The 23,980-nt window shown below is 67.3% G+C and carries 27 protein-coding genes; 8 read left to right on the top strand and 19 right to left on the bottom strand.

Translation table 11 applies throughout. The annotated features are described in order from the left end of the window. Positions 1-55: 55 nt before the first annotated feature. From H7F16_RS03135 to map, 7 genes are all read right to left on the bottom strand, one after another. Positions 56-307, bottom strand: a complete 252-nt coding sequence (locus H7F16_RS03135; RefSeq protein WP_185796083.1) for a GlsB/YeaQ/YmgE family stress response membrane protein — start codon at positions 305-307, stop codon at positions 56-58. 39 nt (positions 308-346) lie between these two features. Beyond that, positions 347-1,294, bottom strand: coding sequence for an ornithine cyclodeaminase family protein (locus H7F16_RS03130; RefSeq protein ID WP_185796082.1), 948 nt, complete (start codon positions 1,292-1,294; stop codon positions 347-349). Continuing rightward, positions 1,291-1,914, bottom strand: a complete 624-nt coding sequence (locus H7F16_RS03125) for an HAD-IA family hydrolase (RefSeq protein ID WP_185796081.1) — start codon at positions 1,912-1,914, stop codon at positions 1,291-1,293. Before H7F16_RS03125 ends, H7F16_RS03130 begins: the two co-directional genes overlap by 4 nt. Continuing rightward, a complete protein-coding gene (locus H7F16_RS03120; RefSeq protein WP_185796080.1) occupies positions 1,889-2,857 on the bottom strand; it encodes a DMT family transporter in 969 nt (322 codons plus the stop codon). The genes H7F16_RS03125 and H7F16_RS03120 overlap by 26 nt, the downstream gene beginning before the upstream one ends. A gap of 160 nt (positions 2,858-3,017) precedes the next feature. Continuing rightward, positions 3,018-3,473 (bottom strand): YaiI/YqxD family protein, encoded by a 456-nt coding sequence (locus tag H7F16_RS03115; RefSeq protein ID WP_185796079.1) that lies wholly within the window; start codon positions 3,471-3,473, stop codon positions 3,018-3,020. Then, positions 3,466-4,296 carry an S-formylglutathione hydrolase gene (fghA, locus tag H7F16_RS03110; protein WP_185796078.1) on the bottom strand — a complete coding sequence of 277 codons (831 nt, stop codon included), beginning with the start codon at positions 4,294-4,296 and terminating at the stop codon, positions 3,466-3,468. The genes H7F16_RS03115 and fghA overlap by 8 nt, the downstream gene beginning before the upstream one ends. Before the next feature lie 327 nt (positions 4,297-4,623). Further along, entirely contained in the window at positions 4,624-5,454 is an 831-nt protein-coding gene (gene map, locus H7F16_RS03105; RefSeq protein WP_185796077.1) for a type I methionyl aminopeptidase, read from the bottom strand. A gap of 131 nt (positions 5,455-5,585) precedes the next feature. Between map and H7F16_RS03100 the strand changes: the two genes are divergently transcribed. From H7F16_RS03100 to H7F16_RS19955, 3 genes are read left to right on the top strand one after another with little or no spacing between them, the layout of a single operon-like run. Beyond that, positions 5,586-6,305 (top strand): competence/damage-inducible protein A, encoded by a 720-nt coding sequence (locus H7F16_RS03100; protein WP_185796076.1) that lies wholly within the window; start codon positions 5,586-5,588, stop codon positions 6,303-6,305. Next, complete coding sequence (locus H7F16_RS03095; protein WP_185796075.1) at positions 6,302-7,006, top strand: GNAT family N-acetyltransferase; 705 nt, start codon at positions 6,302-6,304, stop codon at positions 7,004-7,006. Before H7F16_RS03100 ends, H7F16_RS03095 begins: the two co-directional genes overlap by 4 nt. A 21-nt stretch (positions 7,007-7,027) precedes the next feature. Then, positions 7,028-8,035 carry an OmpA family protein gene (locus tag H7F16_RS19955; protein ID WP_185796074.1) on the top strand — a complete coding sequence of 336 codons (1,008 nt, stop codon included), beginning with the start codon at positions 7,028-7,030 and terminating at the stop codon, positions 8,033-8,035. Between the two features lie 18 nt (positions 8,036-8,053). Here H7F16_RS19955 and H7F16_RS03085 read toward each other — a convergent pair whose 3' ends face one another. The 5 genes from H7F16_RS03085 to H7F16_RS03065 form a co-directional block, all read right to left on the bottom strand. After that, positions 8,054-8,959, bottom strand: a complete 906-nt coding sequence (locus H7F16_RS03085; RefSeq protein WP_185796073.1) for a LysR family transcriptional regulator — start codon at positions 8,957-8,959, stop codon at positions 8,054-8,056. Positions 8,960-9,105: 146 nt separating this feature from the next. Continuing rightward, on the bottom strand, positions 9,106-11,106 hold the full coding sequence (locus tag H7F16_RS03080) for an NADPH-dependent 2,4-dienoyl-CoA reductase (protein ID WP_185796072.1): 2,001 nt from the start codon (positions 11,104-11,106) through the stop codon (positions 9,106-9,108). A 66-nt stretch (positions 11,107-11,172) separates the two neighbouring features. Continuing rightward, positions 11,173-11,574 carry a hypothetical protein gene (locus tag H7F16_RS03075; RefSeq protein WP_185796071.1) on the bottom strand — a complete coding sequence of 134 codons (402 nt, stop codon included), beginning with the start codon at positions 11,572-11,574 and terminating at the stop codon, positions 11,173-11,175. A 3-nt stretch (positions 11,575-11,577) separates the two neighbouring features. Then, positions 11,578-12,339, bottom strand: coding sequence for a DUF6478 family protein (locus H7F16_RS03070; protein ID WP_185796619.1), 762 nt, complete (start codon positions 12,337-12,339; stop codon positions 11,578-11,580). 137 nt (positions 12,340-12,476) lie between these two features. After that, the gene (locus H7F16_RS03065) at positions 12,477-13,073 is read right to left on the bottom strand and encodes a cation transport ATPase (RefSeq protein WP_185796070.1); all 597 of its coding nucleotides are present in this window, start codon (positions 13,071-13,073) and stop codon (positions 12,477-12,479) included. Between the two features lie 423 nt (positions 13,074-13,496). Between H7F16_RS03065 and accD the strand changes: the two genes are divergently transcribed. Next, positions 13,497-14,390, top strand: a complete 894-nt coding sequence (gene accD / locus H7F16_RS03060) for an acetyl-CoA carboxylase, carboxyltransferase subunit beta (RefSeq protein WP_185796069.1) — start codon at positions 13,497-13,499, stop codon at positions 14,388-14,390. Positions 14,391-14,429: 39 nt separating this feature from the next. Then, positions 14,430-15,668 (top strand): bifunctional folylpolyglutamate synthase/dihydrofolate synthase, encoded by a 1,239-nt coding sequence (locus tag H7F16_RS03055; RefSeq protein ID WP_194308422.1) that lies wholly within the window; start codon positions 14,430-14,432, stop codon positions 15,666-15,668. A gap of 46 nt (positions 15,669-15,714) precedes the next feature. Here the strand turns inward: H7F16_RS03055 and H7F16_RS03050 are convergent, their stop codons facing one another. Continuing rightward, a complete protein-coding gene (locus tag H7F16_RS03050; RefSeq protein ID WP_185796067.1) occupies positions 15,715-16,341 on the bottom strand; it encodes a TetR/AcrR family transcriptional regulator in 627 nt (208 codons plus the stop codon). Between the two features lie 127 nt (positions 16,342-16,468). Between H7F16_RS03050 and mbfA the strand changes: the two genes are divergently transcribed. After that, positions 16,469-17,446 carry an iron exporter MbfA gene (mbfA, locus tag H7F16_RS03045; protein WP_185796066.1) on the top strand — a complete coding sequence of 326 codons (978 nt, stop codon included), beginning with the start codon at positions 16,469-16,471 and terminating at the stop codon, positions 17,444-17,446. Then, positions 17,446-18,150, top strand: coding sequence for a nitroreductase family protein (locus tag H7F16_RS03040; RefSeq protein ID WP_185796065.1), 705 nt, complete (start codon positions 17,446-17,448; stop codon positions 18,148-18,150). Before mbfA ends, H7F16_RS03040 begins: the two co-directional genes overlap by 1 nt. Positions 18,151-18,231: 81 nt before the next feature. Here the strand turns inward: H7F16_RS03040 and H7F16_RS03035 are convergent, their stop codons facing one another. The 3 genes from H7F16_RS03035 to H7F16_RS03025 are packed head-to-tail and all read right to left on the bottom strand — an operon-like array spanning position 18,232 to position 20,655. After that, the gene (locus H7F16_RS03035) at positions 18,232-18,888 is read right to left on the bottom strand and encodes an HAD family hydrolase (protein WP_185796064.1); all 657 of its coding nucleotides are present in this window, start codon (positions 18,886-18,888) and stop codon (positions 18,232-18,234) included. After that, on the bottom strand, positions 18,885-19,448 hold the full coding sequence (gene rsmD, locus H7F16_RS03030; protein WP_185796063.1) for a 16S rRNA (guanine(966)-N(2))-methyltransferase RsmD: 564 nt from the start codon (positions 19,446-19,448) through the stop codon (positions 18,885-18,887). The genes H7F16_RS03035 and rsmD overlap by 4 nt, the downstream gene beginning before the upstream one ends. A 1-nt stretch (position 19,449) precedes the next feature. Continuing rightward, a complete protein-coding gene (locus tag H7F16_RS03025) occupies positions 19,450-20,655 on the bottom strand; it encodes an NAD(P)/FAD-dependent oxidoreductase (protein ID WP_185796062.1) in 1,206 nt (401 codons plus the stop codon). A gap of 92 nt (positions 20,656-20,747) precedes the next feature. Here H7F16_RS03025 and H7F16_RS03020 point away from each other — a divergent pair, with 92 nt between their 5' ends. Then, positions 20,748-21,236 (top strand): peroxiredoxin, encoded by a 489-nt coding sequence (locus H7F16_RS03020; RefSeq protein WP_185796061.1) that lies wholly within the window; start codon positions 20,748-20,750, stop codon positions 21,234-21,236. 451 nt (positions 21,237-21,687) lie between these two features. On the opposite strand, the gene H7F16_RS03015 is transcribed toward H7F16_RS03020, so the two are convergent. Genes H7F16_RS03015 through H7F16_RS03005 form a run of 3 tightly spaced genes read right to left on the bottom strand, consistent with a single transcriptional unit; the run spans position 21,688 to position 23,860 of the window. Then, entirely contained in the window at positions 21,688-21,975 is a 288-nt protein-coding gene (locus tag H7F16_RS03015) for a 4a-hydroxytetrahydrobiopterin dehydratase (RefSeq protein WP_185796060.1), read from the bottom strand. Then, positions 21,968-22,585: a glutathione S-transferase family protein gene (locus H7F16_RS03010; protein WP_206682559.1), complete on the bottom strand. Its 618-nt coding sequence runs from the start codon at positions 22,583-22,585 to the stop codon at positions 21,968-21,970. Before H7F16_RS03010 ends, H7F16_RS03015 begins: the two co-directional genes overlap by 8 nt. Positions 22,586-22,645: 60 nt before the next feature. Further along, the gene (locus H7F16_RS03005) at positions 22,646-23,860 is read right to left on the bottom strand and encodes a GNAT family N-acetyltransferase (protein ID WP_185796058.1); all 1,215 of its coding nucleotides are present in this window, start codon (positions 23,858-23,860) and stop codon (positions 22,646-22,648) included. Between the last annotated feature and the right edge of the window lie 120 nt (positions 23,861-23,980).

Raw genomic sequence — 23,980 nt, 5'->3', positions numbered from 1 at the left:
GCGCGATGGTTCTGGCCGTGCCACCGCTTGCCGCCACCTTGGGCGGCAAACAAGGTCACGCGCGGCGCGAGACTGCGCCCCACACGGCCAGCACGATGATCGCGCCGATCACGGCGGCGATGAATCCGGCGGCTTGGTTCGGGGGATACCAGCCAAGTGCCTGCCCCAGATAGGTCGCGACGAAAGCCCCGACGATGCCCAGAAGCGTGGTCAGGATGAACCCCGAGGGTTCGTTCCGCCCCGGCGCGATCATCTTGGCAATGATGCCCACGATGAAGCCGATGATGATGGTCCAGATGATCGACATGGGCAGAACCCTTCCTGCATGGGGCGGTGTGCCCCTTGCTTACCGAACGCTCTGGTCCGCTTGCGGTTCCCTCCGGTTGGTCCAGCAGCCCATGATGTAATGCGCCGTCATCAGGTCGAGATGCGCGCCCCCGCCATTCTTGGCAAGCGTGATCTCCTCGGCGGATGACCGCCGGTACAGCCCTGCCGCGATATCGTAGAAATCGGCGGCGATATCGGCCTCGGTGATCGTGCCATTGGCGATGGGGTCCATGATCTCGCCGATATGGTGGATCGTGGTGGCGCGGCTGTCGACGAAGATGCGCGCCCGCCGCATCGCCTCGTCGTCGGCCTCGCGCATGTCGGGGCGATATGCGCCGATCAGGTCGATATGCTGCCCCGCCCGCAGCCATTCGCCGCGCAGGATCGGCGTCTTGGTCATGGTGGCCGAACAGACGATATCCGCCTGCCGCACCGCCGCCGCAAGGTCCGTCACCGCCGTCACGCGCGCATCGGTCGCCGCAATCGCCTCGGCCCCCGCCGCCGTGCGGTTCCAGACCAGAAACCGCGCATCCGTGAAATGCGAGCCATAGGCCGCAACCATCGACCGCGCCACAGGCCCCGCGCCAAGGATCAGGATCACCCCCGAATCCGGCCGCGCCAGCCGCTTGGCCGACAAAAGGCTGTCGCCCGCCGTCTTCCATTTCGTCACCAGATGGAAATCCACGAGCGCCCTAAGGTCCCCGGTCCTGTCGTCGAACAGGTTCACTGCCCCGTGGATCGACGGCAACCCCAGCGCCCCGTTGCCCGGAAAGATCGTCGCCACCTTGACCAGCTGCGCCAAGCCGTCGATCCATGCCGCGCGGTTCAGGATCGTATCCTTGCCACGGTACAGGAACAGGTCCTTGATCTCGGCCCTCGGCAGGCGGTGGCCCGCCTCGAGGGCATCGGTCAGCCCCTGCCATGACAAAAGCGCCTCGGCCTCCGGTCCGATGATCTCGATGCTCATAGCCCCGCTTCGCCTTCCGTCAGCAACCCTTCGGCGACCAGCCGCCGCGCCCAGCCCTGCCAGCTTTCGAACTGATGCGTCCGCCAGCCCCGCCGCGCCGCCGCGGTGATATTGTCCGCACGGTCATCGGTAAAGAGCAGCCGCCCCGGCGCAATGCCGCAATCCGTCTCGACCATTGCATAGATACGCGGATCGGGCTTGATCACCCCCATCCGGCCCGACACGTAAAGCCGGTCGAAATCGCGCAGGAAATCCATCAGCGGCAAGGCATGCTCGAAAGTGTCGCGCCCGAAATTCGTCAGCGCAAAGACCGGCACGCCCTTGGCCCGCAGCGCCCTTTGCAAAGCGATGGACCCGTCGATGCGCGGACTTGCCAACTCGACCCAGCGGTCATGCCACAGCCGGATTTCCGCAGCCCAGTCGGGGTGCCGCGCGGCCCAGTCATGGACGGTTTCGCGAAAGGCCGCACCCGCATCGACCAGATCGTTCATCCCGTGCAGGTCCACCGCCGCGAACAGGGCCCGCCGCCGCTCTTCCCCGATCACACGGTCGTAAAAGGCCTCGGGCTGCCAGCGCGTCAGCACGTTGCCGATGTCAAAGATCACTGCCTCGGGGGTCACCGGTCACGTCCTTCTTCCGCCGCGTCTCGCGCCACAGCGTATAAAGGCCCGCCCCGCAGATAAGCGCAATCCCCACCGCCGCCGTCATGTCGGGCCAGGTGCCGAAGATCACGATGCCCCAGAAAATCGCCAGCGGCATCGCCGCATATTCAAAAGGCGCCACCAAGGCCGCCTCGAGCAGGCGGTAAGCCTGGCTTACCATCAACCCGCCAATCGCCACCGCGATCCCCGTGGCCAGAAACCACGGCAGATCATGCAGCGGCGGCCAGACCCAGGGCCGGAACAGGAACGCGATCGAGGCATTGTCCGACCCCGAAAAATGCCCGTCCCCGACGGTCAGCCCCATCAGCGTGGACAGCACGATGAACCCGCATTGCACAAAGAACGAAAGCGCCATGGCGCTTTCCGTATCCTTCATCCGCCGCGTCATCATGTGCGACGACGCATAGCAGAAGGCCGAAACCAGCACGAGCACCGCCGCAGGCTGGATCACCCCGCTGCCCGGCCGCAACATGACCACGACCCCCATCATGCCCACACATACCGCCAGCCAGCGCCGCGGCCCGACCTCCTCGCCCAGCACAAGGATCGACAGAAGCGTGACAAGCAGGGGCGAGACGAAGGCGATGGCCACGGCATCGGCCAAGGGCAGGGCGGCAAGGCCAAGGAAATAGCACAGGTTCGAACACAGCACGAAACCCACGCGGATCATGTGGTCCTTGGGCCGTCTGGTCAGAACCTGCCGGAAGCCCGTGCCGGAAAAATGCATCAGCCCGATCAGGAACACCATCCCGATCCCGGCCCGTATCAGGATCACCTGATGCAGCGCGTAAGATCCCGACAGGAACTTGATCGCCAGATCGTTGATCGACAGCGTGGCCGATCCGCCAAGCGCCAAAAGGATGCCCGTCAGCTTGACGCGGGCCGGGGGATGCGTGGTCATGATGCCCCGACTTCACCGCGCCATCCCGCGTTAATCTGTCCCGCCCGCGACATGGACAGGGCGGGTTTGAACGGCTGCGCGATGGGGGGGCAGCAGGTGCGCAACGAGTGCGCACCCTACAGGGCGCGTAGGGTGCGCACGCGTTGCGCACCGCCACGCCTCACCCCAGCGCCTTTGCCGCCCGCAACTCGCGCTCCAGCACCTCCAGAAACCGCGACCGGTCCGCCTTGCTGAAAGGCCGCCCCCCGCCCTGCCGGAACGGGTCGGCGCTGCGCAGATCCTGCATCAGGTCGCGCGTGGCCAGCGCATTGCCGATGTTGCGCCCGTTCAGCACCTCGCCATTGTGCTTGACCACGACCGCTCCCGCCGCGATCACGCGGGCCGCCAGCGGAATATCCCCCGTCACCACCACATCGCCGCGCCCGGCCCGTTCGGCGATCCACTTGTCCGCCTCGTCGGGGCCTTCCGTCACGAAGACGCTTTCCACCAGCGGATTGGCCGAAGGCCGGATGCCGCCGTTCGACACGACGATCATCGCCACCCCGTGCCGCGTGGCCACCCGCTCGGCCTCTTCCTTGACGGGGCAGGCATCGGCGTCGATGTAGACCCTAGGCATGCAGCGCCGCCGCGTGAAAGGCGACATGCTCCTCCATGAAGGTCGAGACGAAGAAGTAGCTGTGGTCATAGCCCTTCTGCATCCGGAACGACCCGCCCTGCCGCCGCGCCGCCATCGCCTCGGCCAAAGCCTCGGGCTTCAGAAGGTCGAGGAACTGGTCCGCCGTCCCCTGATCGATCAGCATCGGCCCGTCAAAGCCGCGCTTGCGCATCAGAAGCGTGGCGTCATAGGCCGCCCAGGCGGATTCGTCCTTGCCCAGATAGGCCGAGAACTGCTTCCTCCCCCAATCCGAGGCCGTCGGATTGCAGATCGGCGCAAAGGCCGAAACCGACCGGAACCGCCCCGGAAAACTCATGGCGATGGTCAGCGCGCCATGCCCGCCCATCGAATGCCCGGTGATGCCCTGCGCCACCTCGGCCAATGGAAAGGCCGAAAACAGCACGTCCGGCAATTCGTCGGTGATGTAGTCCCACATCTGGAAATGCGGCTCCCACGGGTCTTCGGTCGCATTGACGTAAAAGCCCGCGCCTTGGCCAAGGTCAAAGGCCGCATCATCCGCGACCCCCGCTCCGCGCGGAGAGGTGTCGGGAAACACGATGCCGATCCCCGCCTCGGCCGCCCAACGCTGCGCGCCGGATTTGTCCATCGCATTCTGGTGCGTGCAGGTCAGCCCCGACAGATACCACAGCAAGGGCACCGGCCCGTCCTCGGCCTGTTCGGGCAGGAACAATCCGAAGGTCATGTCGCAATCGCACAGTGCCGAGGGATGGGAATAGACGCCCTGCACACCACCGAAGGCCCGGCTTTCCGAAACGGTCTTCATCACATGTCCTTTCGCTTTGTCCCCAAATTTCCACGCCACGCAGGGGCATGCAACCCTCGGGCAGCAAAAACCCGCCCCCGTCCGTTTCCCCGCGCCCTGCCGTCGTGAACCGCACCAGCCGCGGAACGGGGGGCCGTCTGCCCCCCGCACCCCCCGAGGATATTTCCCCGAGTATGAAAGCGGCAGGAACAACAGCCTTTCAGCCTTGCCCAAATACTCGCAGGGGGTGAATTGGCCGGAACGGCCAAGAGGGGGGCGGCAGCCCCCCTGATCTTCCCGCCCCGGAGGGGACAAAGGCTTGCGCGGGCCTGCCCGCGCTCCGCAGGGTCACTGGGTGGGATGGAACTTGCCTGCGGGCGACAGCGTGAAGATCTCGCAGCCCGTGGCGGTGACACCCACAGAATGCTCGAACTGCGCCGACAGGCTCTTGTCGCGGGTGATCGCGGTCCAGTCGTCGGCCAGAACCTTGGTCTCGGGCCGGCCGAGGTTCACCATCGGCTCGATGGTGAAGAACATCCCCTCTTCCAGCACGGGGCCGGTTCCGGGACGGCCGTAGTGCAGCACGTTCGGCGGGGCGTGGAACACGCGGCCCAACCCGTGTCCGCAGAAGTCGCGCACCACGCTCATGCGGTTGGCCTCGACATAGGACTGGATCGCATGGCCGATGTCGCCAAAGGTGTTGCCCGGCTTCACCGCAGCGATGCCGCGCATCAGCGCCTCGTGGGTGACGTTGATCAGGCGCTGGGCAAAGGGCTTGGCCGTGCCTGCAACATACATCCGGCTCGTATCCCCGAACCAGCCATCCACGATCACCGTCACGTCGATGTTCAGGATGTCCTGCGCCTGCAACACGTCATTCGTGCGGCCCGGAACCTTGCTGCCCGGAATGCCGTGGCAGACCACATGGTTCACGCTGATGCAGGACGCGTGCTGATAGCCCTTGTATCCCACCGTGGCCGAGGTCACGCCATGCCGCTCGACTTCCGCCGTGATGAAGGCGTCGATCTCGCCCGTCGTCGCCCCCGGCACGACAAGCGGCGCCACGGCGTCGAGGATCGCCGCCGCCACCCGCCCTGCCTTGGCCATGCCCGCGAAATCCGCATCCTCGTGGATGCGGATGCCGTCCTTGGTGATGCGACCGCGCGTTTCGTCCAACATGTCTGTCCTTGCGACTCTTTCTCTCTAGATAGGCAAATTGCGTGTCAAAGACCAGACCTGCGCCCTGAAGCACCTTTGAAAGCGCCACGCAGCGCCCTATACCCATGCCATCGCAGCCGAAAGAGACGCCCATGCCCAACCCTTCCGCCGCAATTCTGGTCATCGGCGACGAAATCCTTTCGGGCCGCACCCGCGATTCAAACATGCACCATCTGGCCCAGCGGCTGACCGATCACGGCATCACCCTGGCCGAGGCGCGCGTCGTCCCCGACGACCATGACCGCATCGTCACGGCGCTGAACGCGCTGCGCGCCGCCTATGACCACGTGTTCACCTCGGGCGGCATCGGCCCCACGCATGATGACATCACCGCCGATGCCATCGCCGCCGCCTTCGGCGTGGCCATCACCCACCGGGCCGATGCGATGGCCCTGCTGCAGGCCCATTACGACCGCGCCGGCCTTCCCTTCAACGAGGCGCGGCAACGCATGGCCCGCATTCCCGACGGTGCCACGCTGATCGACAATCCCATCTCGACAGCGCCCGGCTTCACCCTTGGCAACGTGCATGTCATGGCCGGCGTGCCGACCATCTTCGAGGCCATGCTCGCAGGTGTCCTTCCCACCCTTACCGGCGGCGCGCCGCTTCTGTCGCAATCCCTGCGCGTCAACAGGGGCGAGGGCGAGATCGCGTCGGATTTCGCCGCCCTCGCCGCCGCTTTCCCCGACCTCTCGATGGGCAGCTACCCCTTCAACACCAACGGCGTCTACGGCACCAACCTTGTGATCCGTGGCACCGATGCCGCCCGCATCGACGCGGCCATGACCCGGCTGGCCAAGATGTTCGCATGATCGACCTGCCCGCCCTGACCGAAGCGACATGGCCCCCCGCCGCGAAACATGCGGTCGGCCCCTGGATCGTGCGCGAAGGGCAGGGGGCGGGGCAGCGCGTATCCGCCACCAGTGCCTCCGGCGTCTGGGCCGGGGCCGATATCCCGCAGGCCGAAGCCGCGATGCGCGCCCTGGGCCAGAGCCCGATCTTCGTCATCTGGCCCGACGACGCGGCACTTGACGCGGCCCTTGCCGCGCGCGGCTACCGCATCAACGATCCCGTCGTCGCCTATGCCGCCCCGACCGCAGCCCTTGCCGACCCCGCGCCGCCTTTCCTGACCACCTTTCCCCATTGGCCGCCGCTTGGCATCGCCACGGCGCTGTGGTTCGAATCCGGCCTCAACCCCGCGCGGCTTGCGGTGATGGAGCGTGTCGCGGTCCCCAAATGCGTGATTCTGGGCCGCAACGGCGACCGTGCCGCCGGCGTGGCCTTTGTCGCCCTTCACGGCAAGACCGCCATGCTGCACGCGCTCGAGGTCGCGCCCGCCTATCGTCGGCAGGGAACCGCGCACAATATCCTGCGGGCGGCCGCCCTATGGGCGCAAGATCACGGGGCCGACACGCTTGCCCTTCTCGTGACCGAGGCGAACGCGGGCGCGCGGGCACTCTATGCTTCCCTGAACATGTCTGTTGTGGGACACTACCACTATCGGAAGTTGTGAGCCCGCAAAGAGGCCAGAGCAGTGCAGACCCGTCGGAACAGCGCAGAACCCGCCGCGCGGCAAGGCCGTGCAATCTGGCTTGCCGTGGCGCTTGCCCTTGCGCCGGTGGCTCCGGCCCGCGCCTTCACGCTGGATTTCAACGCCCCCGCCACGGCGCAGGGCGAGCGTCGCGCCGATCTCACCTCGTACCGCCTGCCAACGGGTCCCTTCGCCGCCGATACCGTTCCGGCAAAACTGACCGAGGGCAGTTTCCAGCAAACCGCATGGCGGCTCGACCGGGCGGGGCGCTCGACGCTCGAACTGATTTCCCCCCTGCGTGACCAGATCGCCGCCGCAGGGTGGCAGACGCTTTACGAATGCGAAACGGCGGCCTGCGGCGGCTTCGATTTCCGCTACGCGATCGACGTCCTGCCCGAACCCGAAATGCATGTGGACCTTGGTGATTTCCGCTTCCTCTCGGCCAGCCGCAGCGGAAAGCACGGGCCGGAATACCTGTCGCTTCTCGTCAGCCGCTCGGCCGATCAGGGCTTCGTGCAGCTGACCCTCGTCGGAACCGAGGCCCCGCCCGACCTGACCGCCTCGACCAAATCGCCCGAACTGCCCGCCGAAGCCGTCGACCTCTCTGGCCTTCCCACGGGCTCGCTGCCCGCGACCGGACTGCAAGCCAGCCTGTCGGCAGGGGAACCCGCCGTTCTCGAGGACCTCGGCTTCGCCTCGGGCATGGCGGCGCTGTCGTCGGGGGATTATGCCTCGCTGCGCGAACTGGCCGACTGGCTCGCCGCCAATCCCGAGGCCCGCGTCACCCTTGTCGGCCACACCGATGCATCGGGCAGCGTCGAGGCCAACACCGCCCTGTCGCAAAAGCGCGCCGACGCCGTGCGCGAGGTTCTGGTGGCAAGCTACGGCATAGCCCCCGACCGCATCGCCGCAAAAGGTCTTGGCCCTGCAGCCCCCCGCGCCAGCAACGACACCCCCGAAGGGCGGCTCAAAAACCGACGGGTCGAGGTGTTGCCCACCCCGACCCGCTAAAGGTTCTCGTGCTCGAAATTACCAGGCGTCCGGGCCCTTGTCGATCAGTTGCCGTGCAAGGAAATCGATGAAAGCCCGCACCTTGGGTTGGGTGAACCGTCCCGGCGGATAGACGGCATAGATGCCTTGCACTTCCACGGGCAGGCCGGGAATGGCCTCTTCCACCAGCCCCTGTTTCATCGCATCGGCGTAAAGGAACGAGGGCAGATAGGCGATGCCCAGCCCCGACACGGCGGCATTCAGCAGCGACTGGCCGTCGTTCACCGTCAGCCATCCCGCCGTGCGCACCTGACGCTTCTCGCCCGAAGGGGCGGTCAGCTTCCAGACGTTGCCATTGGCCTGATTGGAATAGTGCAACAGCTTGTGGTCGTTCAGATCGTCGATCTTCATCGGCCGCCCGTGCCGCTGGAAATAGGCGGGCGAGGCGATCATGCGCTTGGTCGTTTCCGTCAGCTTGCGGGCGCGCAACGAGCTGTCCTCCAGCTCGCCCACGCGGATCGCAAGGTCGAAGCCTTCGCTGATCAGCTCCACATAACGGTTGTTCAGCACCATGTTCACGGTGATGTCGGGGAATTCGAGCAGGAAGTCGCCAAGGATCGGCGACAGAAGGTTCACGCCGAAGTCGGTCGCCACGCTGATGCGCAACAATCCCGACGGCGCCGATTGCATGCTGGTAACCAGCGCATCCGCCTCTCCGGCATCGTTCAGCACGCGGCGGGCGCGGTCGTAATAGGCAAGCCCGATCTCGGTGGGTGACACGCGGCGGGTCGTGCGGTTCAGCAGACGCGCCCCCAAACGCGCCTCGAGCGCCGACACGTGCTTGGACACGGCCGATTTGGAGATTCCCATCTTCTTGGCCGCGTCTGTAAAGCCGCCTTGGTCCACCACGGTGGCAAAGGCTTCCATCTCGGTCAGTCGGTCCATTGTCTTCCTCTGGCAACTATGAGGGCGAATGACCCGTTATTGATCGTCAATTCGGGCAGGATCGGGGCAGGGATGCGACCTATCCGCGGTATTCTTTACCATCGTTGCGCCGCGGGAAACGGACGGTTCCGTACCGTCAGGGCCGATCAAAGCAACGCTGCAAGCCTCGCGCCCTGATCTATGGCAGTTTTCGCGTCGAGTTCGCGCGAAACATGCGCCCCGCCGATGACATGATGATGAACCCCCGCCGCATCAAGCGCGATGCACAGCTCGCGCCGCTCGCTCTGCCCGGCGCAGATCACAACCGAATCGGCCTCGATCAGTTCCGGCTTGCCCTCGCGAAAGATGTGCAGCCCCTCGGCGGTGATCCGGTCATAGCTCACTCCGCCCAGCATCCGCACGCCCTTGGCCGCCAGCGCGGCGCGGTGGATCCAGCCCGTGGTCTTGCCCAGCCCGCGCCCCGGTCTTTCGGCCTTGCGTTGCAGCAGCCAGACCTGCCGCGCGGGCGCAAGCGGGGCAGGGGGGGCCAATCCGCCTGCCGAGGTCGCAGGATCGCCCACCCCCCATTCGCGCCGCCACAGCCCCGCATCCAGCGCCGGGCTTTCCCCGCCCTGCACCAGAAATCCGGCCACATCGAAGCCGATTCCCCCCGCCCCGATCACCGCCACGCGCGCGCCCACGGGCGCCCCCCGCAGCACATCGGCATAGGACAGCGCGCGCTCCTGCCCGGCGATTCCGGCCGCGCGCGGGGCAACTCCCGTGGCCACGACCACCTCGTCATAGCCGCGCAACGCCTCGGCCGTCGGCGCGGCACCCAGACGCAGGTCGACCCCGGCCACGGCCAGCCGCGTGGCGAACCAGTCGATCAATCCGCGAAACTCTTCCTTTCCCGGCACCGCCGCCGCCAGACGCAACTGCCCGCCGATGGCATTCGCCGCCTCGAACAGCACCACCCGGTGCCCGCGCTCTGCCGCCACCGCCGCCGCCATCATCCCTGCCGGCCCCGCACCGACCACGGCGATCCGGCGCGGCTGCCGCGCGGGCGCATAGACCAGATCCAGTTCCTGCCCCGCCTGCGGATTGACCAGACAGGTCGCGGGCTTGCCGCTGAAGGTGTGGTCCAGACAGGCCTGATTGCAGGCGATGCAGGGCGCGATCTCGCGCGCCCGCCCCGCCGCCGCCTTGGCCACGAAATCGGGGTCCGCCAGCAGCGGCCGCGCCATGCCGACCAGATCGGCCAAGCCCGCCGCCAGAATCCCCTCGGCCACCTCGGGGGTGTTGATCCTGTTGGCGGCGATCACCGGAATGCCGACCTGCCCCCGCAACCGCCCCGTCAGATGCGCAAAGGCCGCCCGCGGCACGCTTGTCGCAATCGTCGGCACCCGCGCCTCGTGCCAGCCGATGCCGGTGTTGATCGCATCCGCCCCCGCCGCCTGCACGGCCCTGGCAAGGGTTGCGACCTCGTCCCAGGTCGATCCGTCCGGCACCAGATCGATCAGGCTCAGCCGGAACACCAGCAGGAATCCGGCCCCCGTCGCGGCACGGATGCGCCGCACCACCTCGACCGCAAGCCGCATCCGGTTCTCATAGGCTCCGCCCCAGCGGTCGGTCCTGCGGTTCACATGCCGCACGAGGAACTGGTTCAGGAAATACCCCTCGCTCCCCATCACCTCGACCCCGTCATACCCCGCCTCCTGCGCCCGCAGGGCGGCGGTCACCATGTCGGCGATCTGCTTCTCGATCCCCGCCTCGTCCAGCGCGCGCGGGGTAAAGGGCGAAATCGGCGAACGGATGGCCGAGGCCGAGACGCACTCCCTGCCATAGGCATATCGCCCCGCGTGCAGGATCTGCATCACGATCCGCCCGCCTTCGCCCTGCACCTGCGCGGTCACGCGGCGATGGTTGGCGATGTCGGCATCACCGAACAGCCCCGCCGCCCCCGGAAACACCGCGCCCTCGACATTGGGCGCCATGCCCCCCGTCACGATCAGCCCCGCCCCGCCCCGTGCCCGCGCGGCGTAAAAGGCCGCCACGCGGTCCCAGTCGCCGCGCTCCTCCAGCCCCGTATGCATGGACCCCATCACCACGCGGTTGCGCAGCGTGATATGGCCCAGCGTCAGGGGTGCCAGCAGATGCGGATAGGGCATGGTCTCCTCCTGCCCGCCACGATGGCGCGGCGCGGCGGCGAAGTCACCCGCGAACGCGACGTCAGCTCACGCGGTTTCCACGCAATGCCGCCGGAACGCACGTTTGAGCATGTCAAGCTCCGCCCGCAGCAGATCGACCTCGGCGCGCAGATCGTCCTCCATCGCCACCCCGGTGATGATGGTGAAATGCGCCAGCGTCTGCCCCGACGCGCGGGCGCGGATCAGAAAGGTCTGCACCCCCTCGTTCAGCACCGACGCCGGGACCGGCACCTTGACCAGCCATTCCCGTTCGCGGTCCGGCAAGGCCGTGACCGACAGGCCCGGCAGCGCCACCTCGTTCAGCCGCACCTCGAGTGCGGGTTGCCCGATATCGGACTCGGCCTTCAACACGCCTTCCCAAACCCCGTTGCGGATGCGCGTCTTTGTCAGGCTTGCCCCGTCCCTTGCCCCGTCCCTTGCCGCGTCCATCACTTACAACTCCGCCCTTGGCCTGCGGCTCACCGTCAGGTCGCGCAGGGTGATCTGGTTCATTTCCGGCCCCTCGAAGATCAGATCGACCCAAAGCCGCTCGATCCGCTTTTCGTTGACCTTGGTATAGGCAAGGTCGAATTCCACCATCGCATGGGGCGCGTCAAAGGGCATTTCCCGCACCACCTGTTCGGTGTTCGGCCCGTGCTTGATGTTCAGCCGCGCAAAGATCTCGAGCGGTTTTTCCAGTTCGATGATCGCATCGACCCGCAACAGGTGGCGCAGCTTCAGCCCCCGCGCGCCCTCGTCCGGCAGGTCGATGACCAGCGACAGGAACGACCCGTCGAAACGGAACACGTCCATCCGCAGGCCAAAGGGGGCCACATCCTCTTCGCGCGTGTTCCGCACCTGCCGCAGCGTCAGTTCCGACTGGCGGCAATCGTGGAAGATCGTCGCCCCCTCGCACACCTGCGCCCGCGTGGTCACCGCCGCCATCCCCGGCACGGGGATCGGTCCCTTCCACAGATCGGGCCGCCAGACCCAGTCGGTGCCCGGCAACTTGCGCATCGCGTTCGATCCGATGATCGGCAGGGCAAGCCTGTGGTCGGCCGCATGGATCACGCGGTCCAGCTGGCGGCGCAGGGCGCGCGCACGGTTGCGCCACACCCGCAATGCCGAAAAATCGGCAGCCGGCGCGGCCTCGGCCATCTCTTCCCACCGCCTCAGCGCGCGTCGCTGAAGCACCCTGTCCAAAACGCTGTCCAGCCTGCCCAAATCACACTGCCCCACACCCGCGTGCCCACGCCGCGCGCGCGTGCCCTGCAGCCCGCGCCCCGTGGCTGTTTATGCCGCAAAAGGCGGGGCGCGCCACTGCCAAAATTGCGCAAGCCCCGCCGAAAGTGTCACGGCGCCACCGCAGCGGCCACCCGATTCGCCGCCGCCAGCGCGGCCAGCGTCGCCTCGAGCAGCGCCTTGCCCTGTCCCGAGGTGATCGGCGCCCCCTCGGCCCCGCTGACCGAGATCGTCGCAAGCCGTCCGCGCAATCCGCGTATGGCCCGCCAGTATTCCCCCACGGCACTGTCGGCCACATGCATGACAAAGGCATCGTCGCTGCCCACGGCCGACAGCACGCGCACATCCTCGGCCTTGCCCGCACGGCTCAGCGCGCCGCGCCCCTCCTCGGTCTGGAAGAATGCCGCAAGGCTCGCCCCGCCATCCGCCATCACTCCGGCCGATCCCGCAGGGCCGACCGACAGCGTGATCACCGCCGGTGCCGCCGTGGCCGAAGGGCTGCCCGAACAGCGCCCCATCAGGATCACCGCGGCATCCGTCCCCCGCATCCCCGCCCCCGGCGAGATGCAATAGCCCGAGGGTGCCGCCGCCGTGACCGCCCCGTCCAGAATGTCGATGCTGCGGATGCGCCCCACGCCCGCCGCATCGCAACCTGCCAAGGCCAGCGCCACCAGCACGGCAAGGGCCGCCCTCCACGGGTTCGTCATTCTGCCACCCCATCGCTCCGCACATGCCGGCATCCCGCCGTGACGGCTTTGCCCCTTGCATAGCGCCCCCGCAGCCCATGCGTCCATCGGCTTGATGCGGCGCAGGCGCCCTTGGCCCTTTCATGCTCGCCCAAATATCCTCGGGGGGGGCGCCCCGCACGGGGCGCGTGGGGGGCGGAAAGCCCCCCGTCCTGCCCCCCGTCCTGCAACCGCCCCGCGCAGCACCGGGCGCCCGCCCTGTTCCGCTGCCGCCCGTTGCCCGCCGTCCCGCTGCCCGCCGTCCCGCTGCCCGACGCCCGCTGCCCGACGCCCGCTGCCCGACGCCCGCTGCCCGACGCCCGCTGCCCGACGATTGCAATTCACCCCCCGCCGGACTATCTGTCTCCGACTGCCAAGTGCCACGACCGAAGGGCCGCGCCTGCGATGAACTGGATTTCGAACTACGTCCGTCCCAAGATCAACTCGCTCTTCTCGCGCAGGGAAGTGCCCGAGAACCTTTGGACCAAGTGCCCCGAATGCGGCACGATGCTGTTCCACCGCGAACTCGCCGCCAACCTCAACGTCTGCACCCACTGCGACCATCACATGGCGATCAGCCCGCGCGACCGCTTCGGCGCGCTTTTCGACGGCGGCATCTTCACCGAGGTGAAGGTTCCCGAACCCGTCGTCGATCCGCTGCACTTCCGCGACCAGAAGAAATACCCCGACCGTCTCAAGACCGCGCAAAAGGCGACGGGCGAACGCGAAGCCATGCTCGTGGCCGAGGGCGAGATCGCCCGCACCCCCGTCGTCGCCGTGGCGCAGGACTTCTCCTTCATGGCCGGATCGATGGGCATGTATGTCGGCAACGCCATCCTTGCCGCCGCACAGCGCGCGGTCGAGATGAAGCGCCCGCTCGTCCTCTTCTCGGCCGCAGGCGGCGCGCGGATGCAGGAAGGGATCCTGTCCCTCATGCAGATGCCCCGCACCACCGTCGCCGTCGAAATGCTGCGCGAGGCGCGCTTGCCTTATATCGTCGTCCTCACCCACCCGACCACGGGCGGCGTGACGGCCTCCTACGCCATGCTGGGCGATGTGCAGATCGCCGAACCCAACGCGCTGATCTGCTTTGCCGGACCCCGCGTGATCGAACAGACCATCCGCGAGAAACTGCCCGAAGGGTTCCAGCGCGCCGAATACCTGCTTGACCACGGCATGCTCGACCGCGTCACCCATCGCAAGGCGATGCGCGAGGAACTGGTCACGATCATCCGCCTGCTTACGGGCCAACCCCCCGCGATCAAGGGCGAATTGACCCTGCAACCTGCCGAAGCCTGACCCGTGGCCACCAGGACCTCCGACGCCGTCCTCGAACGGATGATGACCCTGCACCCCAAGGTCATCGACCTCACGCTCGACCGGGTGCATCGCCTGCTGGCGGCGCTGGGCCATCCCGAACGCAGCCTTCCGCCCGTGATCCATATCGCGGGCACGAACGGCAAGGGCAGCACGCAGGCCATGATCCGCGCGGGGCTTGAGGCGGGGGGCGACCGCGTCCATGCCTACACCTCGCCCCACCTTGCCCGCTTCCACGAACGCATCCGGCTGGCAGGCGAGTTGATCTCCGAACCCGCCCTCACCGCCCTTCTCGACGAATGCGTCGAAAGGAACGGTCCCGACGAGATCACCTTTTTCGAGATCACCACCTGCGCCGCCTTTGCGGCCTTTGCCCGCACCCCCGCCGACTGGACGCTGCTCGAGGTGGGTCTCGGCGGGCGGCTTGACGCGACGAACGTGGTCGAACGCCCCGCGCTGACCATCATCACCCCCGTCAGCCTCGACCATCAGGCCTTTCTCGGCGATACCGTGGGCGCGATCGCGGGCGAGAAAGCCGGCATCATCAAGCGCGGCGTGCCCTGCATCGTCGGCCCGCAAACCGACGAGGGGCTTGCCGTGATCGAGGCCCGCGCCAACCGCCTCGGCGCGCCGCTGCTTGTCTTCGGCCAGCACTGGCATGTCTGGGAAGAAAATGGCCGCCTGCTCTATCAGGACGAGAACGGCCTTCTCGACCTGCCCCTGCCCAACCTTCCCGGCCCGCACCAGATCCAGAACGCAGGCGCTGCCATCACCGCACTCCGCGCCCTTGGCCGGAACGAGGCCGCCGCCGAAGCCGCCGTCACCCGCGCCGAATGGCCCGCCCGCATGCAACGCCTGCGCCGCGGCCCGCTCGTCGACGCCGCGCCGCGTGTCGAACTCTGGCTCGACGGGGGCCACAACCCCGCCGGGGGCGAAGCGGTCGCGGCCACGCTTGCCCGCATGCCGGAACGCGAAACCCACCTCATCTGCGGCATGCTGAACACCAAGGATGTGTCGGGCTACATGGTCCCGCTTGCCCCGCAGGTCACGCGCCTGCACGCCGTCTCCATCCCAGGCGAGCAGAACACCCTGCCCGCCGAGGTGACGGCCGAAGCCGCCCGCAAGGCCGGCATCGACGCCGTCGCCGCTGCGTCGGTGGGCGACGCGCTCGCCGCCATCACCGCAGGAAACCCCGCCGCGCGCGTGCTGATTTGCGGCTCGCTCTACCTTGCCGGCAGCATCCTGCGCGAAAACGGCTGACCCCGCCGCCGCCCGAAGATTTTTCGCCGAAAAATCTTCGCCCCGGTCACACCCCGTAGCGGGCCATGAACATGGCGACCGCGCCTTCGACCACGCGCGCCACGTCGCGCGGCGCTGAATCGCTGATGCCGAAGATCACGCGATCATGCAGATCGGCCTTGCACAGCTGGGCGAACTGGTCCGCCGCAAGGGCCAGATCCTCGATCCGCACCTCGCCCCGCGCCCGCGCCCGTTCCAGAAACCCGACAAGACGCTCGCGCACCACCATCGGCCCCGCCTGATAGAACTCTTGCCCCAGCGCGGGGAACCGGTCGCTTTCGGCCACGCACATGCGGAACATCCGCTGCCCGAAATCCGATTGCGCAAAGCCGACGATCCGCAGTCCGGCAACGCGCAACACCTGCGACACATGCGCGGTCTCGTCGATCAGGGCCGCCGCCTCGTCGGCATGGCGGCGGCATTCGGCCTTGGCCACCTCCATGAACAACAGCCGCTTGTCGGGGAAATAGCTGTAAAGCGTCGCCTTGCTGACCCCCGCCTCCCGCGCGATGTCATCGACCGAGGCGCCCTCGAAGCCGTCGCGCAGAAACACCGTCCGCGCGCCGGCAAGCACTTGGTCGAACTTGCGCCCGCGGCGTATGGTCTGCGGCACGGCCGCGACGGTAACTGGCATGCTGTCCCCCGATCGCGCAAAGCATAGACCACCCGCTTCCCCTGCGGCAAGCGGGCGCGCCATTTCCGCCTTGCCGCCGATTGGCGCTTCGCTATTTTAGAATCATTCCAGATTGACAGGGCGCTCCATGATTCCCGGCCTCACCACCCGCCGCCGCTTTTCCGACCTGACCGAGCAGGAAATCCTCGCCCTCGCCATCTCCTCCGAAGAGGATGACGCCCGCATCTACCGCAGCTACGCCGAACGCCTGCGCGGCGAATATGCAGGCTCGGCCGCCGTGTTCGACGGCATGGCTGCGGAAGAGGATACGCACCGCCAGCGCCTGATCGACCTGCATCGCACCCGCTTTGGCGATGTGATCCCGCTCATCCGCCGCGAACATGTCGCGGGCCACTATGCCCGCAAACCCGTCTGGCTGACCGCCAACCTGCCGCTTGCCACCATCCGCGCCGAAGCGGCGGCGATGGAATCCGAAGCGCACAAGTTCTACACCCGCGCCGCGCAATCCACCTCGGACGCCGCCACCCGCAAGCTGCTGGGCGATCTCGCCGCGGCCGAGGCGGGCCACGAACGCCGCGCCGGAGAGTTGGAGCGCACCCACCTCGACCCCGACACGCGCGAGGCCGAAGATGCCGCCGACCGCCGCCAGTTCATCCTGACATGGGTGCAGCCGGGCCTTGCGGGGCTGATGGACGGCTCGGTCTCGACCCTCGCGCCGATCTTCGCCACGGCCTTTGCCACGCAGAACACATGGACGACCTTCCTCGTCGGGGCCGCAGCATCCGTCGGCGCGGGCATCAGCATGGGCTTCACCGAAGCCGCCCATGACGACGGCGTCCTTTCGGGTCGCGGCTCCCCCTGGAAGCGGGGCCTCGCCTCGGGTGTCATGACCATGCTTGGCGGCATGGGCCACGCGCTGCCCTACCTGATCCCCGATTTCTGGACCGCCACGACCATCGCCATGATCGTCGTTTTCGTCGAGCTTTGGGCCATCGCATGGATCCAGAACCGTTTCATGGAGACCCCGTTCCTGCGTGCGGCCTTGCAGGTCGTGCTCGGCGGTGCTTTGGTCTTTGCCGCAGGGGCATTGATCGGGGGCGGCTGATGTATCGCAAGGGTGAGGTAAGCTATCAGCCATTGGCCTTGCCCGACCGCGTGCAACTGCCCGACGATCAGGCGCAGGCCGCGGCCGAAAGCTTCCTTGCCTATATGAAAAAACGCCATTCGGTCCGCCAGTTCTCGCCCCGCCCCGTTCCGCTGCCGATCATCGAGGCCTGCATCGCCGCTGCCGGCACGGCCCCCTCGGGCGCGAACCACCAGCCGTGGCATTTCGTGGCCATCTCGGACCCCGCGCTGAAAGCCCGCATCCGCCAAGGCGCGGAAGAGGAAGAACGCGCCTTCTACTCGGGCGGGGCGGGTGACGAATGGCTTGCCGCCCTCGAACCTATCGGGACGGGCGTGTCCAAACCCCACCTGACCGATGCGCCCTGGCTCATCGTCGTCTTTGCCCAACGCTACGGCGTCACGCAGGACGGCGCGCGCTACAAGAACTATTACGTCCCCGAAAGCACAGGCATCGCCACGGGCTTCCTCATCGCGGCGCTGCACCATGCGGGGCTGTGCTGCCTTGAACACACGCCCAACCCGATGAAATTCCTTGGCCCCCTGCTGGGCCGGCCCGACCATGAAAAACCCGTCATGATCCTGCCCGTGGGCTGGCCTGCCGGGGATGCGACCGTCCCCGCCGTCGCCAAACGCAAGAAGCCGCTCCCGGAAATCCTCTCGATCTTCCGCCAAAGCGATTTCTGACGCAGAAATCGCGCCGGAATCTGGCGCAAATTCCGCGCCCCGCCCCCGATTTTTGCGTCAAAAATCGCCGTGAAATCTGCGTCAGATTTCGCCGTTCAGGCCCAACAGCGCGGGCAAGTCGCGCATCGACGAAAACACCTGCGCGCCCACGCCCGCAAGCCCCGTCACATCGCCATGCGGCGCATAGCCGAAACAGCGCATCCCCGCCGCCCGCGCCGCCGTGGCCCCTGCGACCGAATCCTCGATCACCACGCAGTCGCCCGCCGCAACCCCCAGCCGCTCGGCGGCCATCAGAAACAGGTCCGGCGCGGGCTTCGGCCTGCCGATCTCCTGCCCCGAATAGAGATGCCCGCGAAACCGCCCGATCAGCCCGTGCTGGCCCAGCGTGATATGCATCTTCTCGATGGTCCCGTTCGACCCCATCGCAAAGGGCACCCCCGCCGCATCCAGCGCATCGAGGACGCCGACGATCCCTTCGATCAGCGGCGTATTCTCGCGCAGCATCGCATACATGCGCCGGTAGAAATCCTGAACCCAATCCGCAGGCAGCGCCGCACCGTTGGCGCGGGCGCGCTCGGCCACGGTCTCGACCGTGCCGCCCACATATCTGGCGTTCAATTCTTCCAGCGTCACGGGCAGGCCGTAGCGGGCAAGATCCGCCTGCACCATCAGCAGGGTCGGATGCTCGCTATCGACCACCACACCGTCGCAATCGAAGATCACGGCGCGCGGCGTCATTGCGCCACCCGCAGCAGCGTCACATGCGTATCGCCATAGCGCCGCTGGTCCACCATATCAAAGCCCGCAGGGGGCAGGGGGGCAACCCCCTCCTCCCAGACCAGAAGCGCATCGGGGGCAAGCCACCCCCCCGCAAGGCACGAGGCCAGCGCCGCCTCGCCCATCCCCTTGCCATAGGGCGGGTCAAGGAACACAAGGTCATAGCCCTCACCCCGGTTCGGCCCCATCTTCGTCGCATCGCGCCGCCACACGTCGGTCACACCCATCGTCCGCGTCAGCTCGATATTCCGCCGCAAAAGCGCCCGCGCCGTAGCCCCGTCATCGACAAAGGCCACCCGCGCCGCCCCGCGGCTGATCGCCTCGAGCCCCAGCGCCCCCGTGCCCGCGAACAGGTCAAGCACCCTTGCCCCCGTCAACACATCGCCATGCCCGCCGTTGACCAGCAGGTTGAAGATCGACTCGCGCACGCGGTCCGATGTCGGGCGCAAATGCGCCTTGGGGTCGCCCTCGCCCACAGGGGCAAGGTGCAGGCCGCGAAACTGACCGCCGATGATCCGCATGTTACCTGAGCAACGCCTTCAGCACGGTCGCAGGATCCGCAATCGCCGCAGGGTCTACCGGCTTGCCCTGTTCGATCAGCCGCTTGCCCACCATATAGGCGCGGCTGTCGTTCATCGCATCCACGGCAAGAAGCGTGTCGCCCCTGAAATACCAAAAGGAGACGGCATCCCCCTCGGGTCCGCGCGTGACGATCCGGTCATAGCCCGTGTTCAGCCCGGCGATCTGCAATTTCGTGTCATACTGGTCCGACCAGAACCACGGCTGCGCGACATAGGGGGCCTCTGCCCCCATGATGTTCGCCGCCACCGCCTCGGCCTGATCGATGGCATTTCCCACCGATTCCAGCCGCAGCCGCCCGCCCTGCCACGGGAACGAGGCACAGTCCCCCGCCGCCCAGACATGCGCGGCCGAGGTGCGGCCCATCGCGTCGGTCCTGATGCCGTTCTCGATCACGATCCCCGCCGCTTCCGCCAAGGCCGTGCCGGGCAGGATACCCACGCCCGCAATCACGAAATCGGCCGCCAGCTCGCGCCCGTCCGACAAGCGCACGCCGCTCACGCGTCCCTCGCCCAACAGCCGCTCGAGCCCGGTCGATTCCAGTATCTTCACCCCCCGCGAGGCATGCAGCGCGCGGAAGTAGTCCGAGGTTTCGGGCGCCGCCACCCGCTGCAGGATGCGCGGCGCCATTTCCAGCACCGTGACATCAAGGCCCAGCTTCGCCCCCACCGCCGCCGCCTCGAGGCCGATATAGCCCCCGCCCACGATGACAAGCCTGCGCCCGGCCACGAACTCGCCCCGCATCGCATCGACATCGGCAAGGGTGCGCACGGTATAGACCCCGCCCAGATCGCCCCCGATCGCGGCAGGCAGGCGGCGCGGCGTCGATCCCGTGGTCAACACCAGCTCGTCATAGCCAAGGGCCTCGTCCCCCACCATGACGCGCCGCGCGGCGGTGTCTATCGCGCGCACCGGCGCACCAAGACGCAGCTCGATCTTCTGCTCGGCATAGAAGGCCGCCGACCGCAGCCAAAGCCGCTCTTCCTCCATCTCGCCCAGAAGATAGGCCTTTGACAGCGGCGGGCGCTGGTAGGGCGGCGCGGGTTCCTCGCCCAAAAGCGTGATCGCACCGTCATAGCCGAGGCTCCGCAGCTTGGCTGCACAGGCCGCACCCGCTTGCCCCGCCCCCACGATCACGATCCGCGCCATTCCCGTTCCTCCGTCCCGCCAGCACTGGCCTATTTCAAGGCCGGACCCTATATCCCGCAAGGAAGAAAACGCAACGCGAAGAGGGATGATTCATGACGATTTCCGTGGGTTCAAAACTGCCCGAAGCCACATTGCTCAAGCGAGAGGACGGCAACGTCTCGCCCGTCTCGATCCAGGACCGGCTCAAGGGCCGCAGGGTCGTGGTCTTCGGCCTGCCGGGCGCCTTCACCGACACCTGCTCGACCATCCACCTGCCCAGCTTCATGCGCACGCGCCAGAAATTCGCGGCCAAAGGTGTCGACGAAATCATCTGCGTCTCGGTCAACGACCCCTGGGTCATGGAAGCCTGGGATGCCGCCACGGGTGCCGGCAAGGCCGGGGTCACCCTGCTGGCCGATTCCGAAGCCGCCTTCACCAAGGCCATCGGCATGAACTTCAGCGCCGGCGTCGTCGGTCTGATCGACCGCTCCAAACGCTACGCGATCTATGCCGAGGACGGTGTCGTCAAGGTGCTGAACACCGAAGAGAAACCCGGCGCCTGCGAGCTTTCGGTCGGCGAGGAACTGCTCGAGAAGATCTGACCCGCACGAATTTTCTGCGAAAATTCCGCGCCATACCGACAGGTCGCGCGCGCCGCATCCTTCGGGAAAGGGGGGCCGTCTGCCCCCCTCGCCGCCCTTGGGGCGGCTCACCCCCCGAGGATATTTGCGCGGGTGTGAAAGCGGCAAGAAAGCCCCTGCTTTCGCACTTGTCCAAATATCCTCGGGGGGAGCCCATCGCCCCGCGATGGGCCGGGGGGCAGACAGCCCCCCGTCGCTGGCCCCCCGTCGCTGGCCCCCCGTCGCTGGCCCCCCGTCGCTGGCCCCCCGTCGCTGGCCCCCCGTCGCTGGCCCCCCGTCGCTGGCCCCCGTCGCTGGCCCCCGTCGCTGGCCCCCGTCGCTGGCCCCCCGTCTCTCTGGCTGCCGTCTGACCTTTGCAGCCAGGATGCCGTCCGCAGGCGCGCGGCCCGATTTTTCGCAGAAAAATCGCGGGCTATCCGGCCAGTTGGTCCATCTTCCTTGCAAGCTTCACGTCAAGCTCGCTCAACCCGTCGCAATCATGCGTCGTCAGCACCACGTCGACGGTCTTGTAGACATTCGACCATTCGGGATGGTGGTCCAGCTTTTCGGCCCAGAGCGCCGCGCGGGTCATGAAGCCGAAGGCCTCGACGAAGTTGCGGAAGACGAAGCGTTTGCCGATCGCATCCCGCCCCTCGACACTGTGCCAGCCATTGGCCAGCAAGGGCTCCAGTGCCGCGCGGTCCGTCAGTTTCTCAGCCATTCTGTTTTGCTTTCGCCAGCGCCGCATCGTCCAGCGCCGAGGCGCGCAGACGGGCGGGGCGGTCCTTGATCCGGTTCCAATAGGCCGTGAACGACGCCCGCGCCGGAAGGGTTCCGAACACCAGCCCGTAGCCAAGCTGCGATCCGACATAAAGGTCCGCCGCCGAGAACCCGTCGCCCGCCAGCCAGTCCCGCGCCGACAGCGTGGCGTCGAGCGTGTCGAGAACCCGGTCGAACCCGCCATAGCCCACGAAGCCCGCCTTTTCCGGCGGCACCTCGACGCCCAGCGCGCGGTTTGTCACCGCCGCCTCGAAGGGGCCCGCGCCAAAGAACATCCAGCGGTAGAATGCGGCGCGGTCCGGCGCCATCAGCCCGGCCTGCGGAAAGGCATCGGCCAGATAGGCGATCACGGCGGCGCATTCGGTCACCACATGCCCGTCATGCACCAGCGCGGGCACCTTGCCCATCGGGTTCAGCGCCAGATAGCCGGGCGCTTTCATCGACGTTCCATAGTCGAGGTAGACCACCTCGTAGGGCTGGCCCACCTCTTCCAGCATCCAGCGCGCCATGCGGCCGCGCGACATCGGGTGGGAATAAAGCGTCAGGGTCATCGTCACCTCCATCAGGGGCCAGAGTGGCGCAAAACGCCCGCCCTGTCAGTCCCCGTCCTGTCAGTCCCCGCCTTGCCAGTCCCCGTCCTGCCCCTCGCCCTCTTGCCCGTCCTCGGATCGGGCGTTGCGAAAGGGGCCATAGGCGGTCAGCACCTCGATCTCTTCATCCACCGCGCGGCGTTCCGACCGCAGATAGCGCGCCACGGCCTCGCGGAAGCCCTCGTCCGCGATCCAGTGCAGCGAATGCACGGGCGTCGGCAGATAGCCGCGCGCCAGCTTGTGCTCGCCCTGCGCGCCTGCCTCGACACGGGGCATCCGGTGGGCGATGGCGTAATCGATGGCCTGATAGTAGCACAGCTCGAAATGCAGGCAGGCATGATCCTCGGTGCAACCCCAGTAGCGGCCGTAAAGCGTCTCGCGCCCGATGAAGTTCAACGCCCCCGCCACGGGCTTTCCGTCGCGTTCGGCCAGCACCAGCAGCACATCGTTGCGCATGCTGCGGTGGATCTCGGCAAAGAACGCCCGCGTCAGGTAGGGCGTGCCCCATTTCCGGCTGCCGGTATCCTGATAGAACACCCAGAACGCGTCCCAATGGCGGTCCTCGATCTCGTCCCCCGTCAGCGCCCGGATCGTCAGCCCCGAGGCGCGGGCCGTCTCGCGTTCCTTGCGGATGTTCTTGCGCTTGCGCGATGACAGGTCGCCAAGGAAATCGTCAAAACTGGCGTAGCCGCGATTTTCCCAGTGGAACTGCTGGGTGACACGGTGCAGCAAGCCGTGGCGGGCGGCCAGCGTCTCTGCCTCTTCCGCGGTGCAAAAGGTGGCGTGCAGCGACGACAGCCGGTTCCCCCGCGCCAGCCCGATGGCGGTTTCCACCAGCGCATCGCGGGCATGGGGCGCGTCGGGGGCCGCCAGAAACCGCCGCCCCGTGGCGGGGGTGAAGGGCACGGCGATCTGCAACTTGGGATAATAGCGCCCGCCCGCCCGTTCCAGCGCCTCGGCCCAGCCGTGGTCGAAGATGTATTCGCCCTGGCTGTGGCTTTTGACATAAAGCGGCATGGCCCCGATCAGCCGCCCGCCTTCGCGGATCACCAGCGGCTTCGGCCCCCATCCCGTGCCCTTGCCGGTCGAATGCGAAACATCGAGCGCCGCCAGAAAGCGGTGCGTGGTGAACGGATCGAGCGGCCGCCCGCCGTCAGCCGCCTCGGGGCAGGCGACAGCGTCCCATGCGGCGGCGGGAATTTCGGTCATGCTGTCGTGAAGTTCGGGCTCGGTCATGGATACCGTCGGTTTGCCGGACAGGCCGGGGGGGCTGTCTGCCCCCCCGGACCCCCCCGAGGATATTTGCGCCGGTGTGAAAGCCGGCAGGGGGCTAAGGGTGGCCCGCAATCGCCATGC

This window comes from Paragemmobacter straminiformis (assembly GCF_014243445.1).
Classification (GTDB): Bacteria; Pseudomonadota; Alphaproteobacteria; order Rhodobacterales; family Rhodobacteraceae; genus Paragemmobacter; species Paragemmobacter straminiformis.
This window is presented reverse-complemented; position numbering and strand designations above follow the sequence as displayed.